6 protein-coding genes are annotated in these 3,661 nt (G+C 55.1%); all 6 read left to right on the top strand.

From position 1 onward, the window contains the following. Positions 1 to 688, top strand: a 688-nt coding sequence (locus P0645_RS19120) for a polymorphic toxin-type HINT domain-containing protein (protein WP_284166145.1), incomplete at its 5' end; no start/stop codon positions are given. Positions 689 to 711: 23 nt separating this feature from the next. After that, positions 712 to 1,008, top strand: coding sequence for a hypothetical protein (locus P0645_RS19115; protein ID WP_284166144.1), 297 nt, complete (start codon positions 712 to 714; stop codon positions 1,006 to 1,008). Positions 1,009 to 1,105: 97 nt separating this feature from the next. Further along, on the top strand, positions 1,106 to 1,432 hold the full coding sequence (locus tag P0645_RS19110) for a hypothetical protein (protein ID WP_284166143.1): 327 nt from the start codon (positions 1,106 to 1,108) through the stop codon (positions 1,430 to 1,432). Between the two features lie 195 nt (positions 1,433 to 1,627). Then, positions 1,628 to 2,281: a polymorphic toxin-type HINT domain-containing protein gene (locus tag P0645_RS19105; protein WP_284166146.1), complete on the top strand. Its 654-nt coding sequence runs from the start codon at positions 1,628 to 1,630 to the stop codon at positions 2,279 to 2,281. A 429-nt stretch (positions 2,282 to 2,710) separates the two neighbouring features. Continuing rightward, positions 2,711 to 3,244 (top strand): polymorphic toxin-type HINT domain-containing protein, encoded by a 534-nt coding sequence (locus P0645_RS19100; RefSeq protein WP_284166142.1) that lies wholly within the window; start codon positions 2,711 to 2,713, stop codon positions 3,242 to 3,244. A 2-nt stretch (positions 3,245 to 3,246) separates the two neighbouring features. After that, the gene (locus P0645_RS19095; RefSeq protein ID WP_284166141.1) at positions 3,247 to 3,624 is read left to right on the top strand and encodes a hypothetical protein; all 378 of its coding nucleotides are present in this window, start codon (positions 3,247 to 3,249) and stop codon (positions 3,622 to 3,624) included. Positions 3,625 to 3,661: the final 37 nt, after the last annotated feature.

Below are 3,661 nucleotides of genomic sequence, written 5' to 3'. Positions count from 1 at the left end.
CTCGGCGCTCGACGAGATGGTCGGCGCGCTGATGCAGGCGGGCTCGTCCTTCCCGGAGGGGACCGAGGTCCTGACGCCGGCGGGCAAGGTGAAGATCGAGGACCTTCGCGAGGGCGATCTGGTGATCGCGCGGAACGAGGAGACGGGGGAGGTCGGGCCCTATCCCGTGGCCGCGATCATGGGGCGTCAGGCGACGGATCTGGTCTGGCTGGGGCTGGAGGCGTCGGGGCAGAGCTCCCGGCTCGGCGTGACGGCGGAGCATCCGCTCTACGTCGAGGGCCGGGGCTGGGTGCAGGCTGGGGAACTGGCCCCCGGCGACCGGATCGTGGACGCGGACGGCGGGGTGATCACCGTCGTCTCGCGGGAGCTGGACGACCGGCCGACGCTGGTGCACAATCTCGAGGTCGCCGGTGCGAGTACATACTTCGCGGGCGAGCTTGAGGCTTGGGCGCATAACAGAAAGAACGTCAGTAAGCGGTTTTCCTCAAGGAAAGAAGCAAAGGACTGCGCATCACGATTTACGAAACCAATCCCGAAAAAGCTGACAAAGAAGCAGCTTAAAAAGCTACTTAAGTCGCGCAAACCAGATGGACCGGACGCATATGGAAAAGGCGGGCATTTTCACGATGAAAACCACAATAACAGCTGCAAGCCAAATATACACTACCGCTATCCCGATAGCTTCTAACGTGGGCAGATAGGTCCTCCAGTATGCATTACTTTTTATGTCAGTTTACCGCTGCGAAGGAAGGAGAGCGTCGAAGGTCAAAAGATATGTGCCTTTGCGGTATCCGTGCATCAAGCATCCAGAAAGCATGGCAGTTGGTTTGTGCGGCGATGGCTGGGGGACGATCGGAAATTCATTCAATTATTTTTCTCGGCCCTCCACAAGACTTTGACGGTGACGCGGCAGTGTTTGGTGTTTCAGCGTCTGATTTATTGCAGGCACTAGATGATAAACATCATATAGCGTTTAGTAATCTTGTGCCGAGCGGAGAGTTTGAATGAGATCTATGTTTAGCCCGGACCTCTCGTCGAGATGGGGTTCGACTTTTTCGAGTGAAGGTAGGACACTTGCACGAGCAGCGATTTGGAAGGATCGGTGATGAAGGATCACGGCGTTTTTGTGGGATTGATCGACCTATATGATCAGTCGCGCGTGTTGGCGGGTTCTGCTACGTACGCCGGAGAGCTTTGTTTGTGCGCGATTCGAGCTGCCGAATTAACCGAAGCGCTTGACCGACTGTTTGAAGAAGTTCAAAATGAAGCGGTCGACTTGCGATCCATAACCCTCCTAGCGCCAGTTGGGAAATATAAGCATAATCTGAAGATGTTCAATGTGAAAAGCCTTGCATCATTTACTCGACCTCTTTCTGAAGAAACGAGTATAGTGTTTAGTGATGCGGCGATCTACGAGCATGACGATGATTGATACAACTACTTGATAGTTCGATTTATCTATGAGGAAGGTGTGTTGTTTTGATAGGGCGCAAAGTTGACTGAGAGGGCAGTGTTTTTCGTGGCCTGACACGCGTTATTCTGCCGCGCCCTGTTGACTGTTTTGAATGAGCAGTGAGCGTCCTTATTGAACGAGCGAGGCGGAGCTTCGTTGTAACGCAAGGCGGTCCTGACGCCCTCTGGCAAGGTCCGGATCGAGGACCTGCGCGAGGGCGATCTTGTGATCGCGCGGAACGAGGAGACGGGGGAGGTCGGGGCCTATCCCGTGGCCGCGATCATGGGTCGGCAGGCGACGGATCTGGTCTGGCTGGGGCTGGAGGCGTCGGGGCAGAGCTCCCGTCTCGGCGTGACGGCCGAGCATCCGCTCTATGTCGGGGGCCGGGGCTGGGTGCAGGCCGGGGATCTCGTGGTCGGCGACCGGATCGTGAATGCCGACGGCGGGGTAATCACGGTCGTCTCGCGGGAGCTGGACGACCGGCCGACGCTGGTGCACAATCTCGAGGTCGCGGGGGCGAGTACATATTTTGCGGGCGAGCTGGAGGCGTGGGGGCATAATAAGCGGAGCAAGCTTCCGAATGTCCCCCGAAATCAACGTGACAAGAAGCGCTGTTTTTCTGGTGACGACCGAAACAGCATTCTCAGCGGCGAGCCAAATTGCCGGTATTGTGGCGCTCCTTCAATCGTGGTCGACCATGTGTTGCCCCATGCGAAGGGCGGACGGACAACGCCCTCTAATGGAGCCGGTTGCTGCCTGGCATGCAACTTTGACAAGTCTGATCAGACTCTTCTTGAGTTCTGGAAAAACAAGTGGAGGTACAAGTGAATCTTGTCGACTCTCTCGACCTTAACTTAAAGGTGATCGTCTGTAAGCACGCGATAGAACAGCCTAAGTGCATGGTTTCAGTATATCACGGCGAGGAGAACCAATTTGATTGTCTTTGTGAAGAAGAGCACACTAAGGGCGACGTCACTTGGATACATGCCGCACACTTAACGAAATTATTTCCACATATTTCGAGTCTCCCAGAAATCCCTGTCGGCTCAATGGCCTACTATCACGCCTCTTCCGAGGATTGGGAAATAGCCACCTTGATATGATTGTATTTTCAGAGGCGAGATCGGTAGGGCCTGAATTCGTTCTCGCGTCATAGCCAGAACATGCTGGTTGGGGCGCGATGCCTGACGAACGATTTGAGGCTTTCGATTGGGGGTCGCCTGCCAGTATCAAGGTGCCTGAGATCTGGCCGCGATCATGGGGCGTCAGGCGACGGATCTGGTCTGGCTGGGGCTGGAGGCGTCGGGGCAGAGCTCCCGGCTCGGCGTGACGGCGGAGCATCCGCTCTACGTCGAGGGCCGGGGCTGGGTGCAGGCCGGGGAACTGGCCCCCGGCGACCGGATCGTGAACGCCGAGGGCGGGGTAATCACGGTCGTCTCGCGGGAGCTGGACGACCGGCCGACGCTGGTGCACAATCTCGAGGTCGCGGGGGCCCACACCTACTTCGCGGGCGAGCTGGAGGCGTGGGCGCATAATGGAAAAGGAACCTATCTACTTCAGTTCTCTGATGGCACATTCTATGCCGGCAAGGGAGATAAGGCGCGCTGCAATGCCAGCGTAAATAGGGAGCTTAAGAAGACGCCAGGTGTGAAACTTATAAGCAAACTATGGTGGTCTGCTGCTTCAGAGGCAGAGTCTCTCCTTCGGGAGCGCTACTTAATAGATGAACTTGGTGGGGTTTCTTGCCCATTAAATAGAAACAAGATAAATCCGCCGGGAACCGGGAGATAAAGGTGCAGGAGATTTTTCAACATAATCGGTTTGGAATGGTTCCATCCCAAACTGACTACGCTGAGTTGAAGACCATCCGTCACGCCGGGAGAGAGATAGAGGTATTGGTTTCTGGGAGTGGCTTTAGCGCCAGGGACTATGATGCCTATGGAAGGTTTCTAGACGACTTGCCGCAATGCGTCGAAAAAGCAAAGAATTATGTGAAAGAGAATTATGAAAGTGTTCTCGGCTTTGCTTTCGCAGGATGGATACAGGACGCCCCAGAAGTTATGCTGGAGCACTTTCCAGAGCTTCTTCAATACCCTGATCTCAACTTTGAGATGGTTTGGAGCAAGTTTTCTTTGAGATCTGTGAGGCATTGTTGCATAAGTCACCCTTGAGGAAAGATAGCCCCTTTCCCCTTCATTATCAGCCCAC

Source organism: Frigidibacter sp. SD6-1 (assembly GCF_030143255.1).
GTDB lineage: Bacteria > Pseudomonadota > Alphaproteobacteria > Rhodobacterales > Rhodobacteraceae > TMP-24.
The sequence above is the reverse complement of the archived record's forward strand: the minus strand, read 5'-3'. Positions and strand labels throughout refer to the sequence as shown.

What these genes read in the sequence shown, in the direction of transcription:
- P0645_RS19115 (WP_284166144.1), top strand. Translation starts at nt 712, where the DNA reads ATGCATTACTTTTTATGTCAGTTTACCGCTGCGAAGGAAGGAGAGCGT.
- P0645_RS19110 (WP_284166143.1), top strand. Translation starts at nt 1,106, where the DNA reads ATGAAGGATCACGGCGTTTTTGTGGGATTGATCGACCTATATGATCAG.
- P0645_RS19100 (WP_284166142.1), top strand. Translation starts at nt 2,711, where the DNA reads ATGGGGCGTCAGGCGACGGATCTGGTCTGGCTGGGGCTGGAGGCGTCG.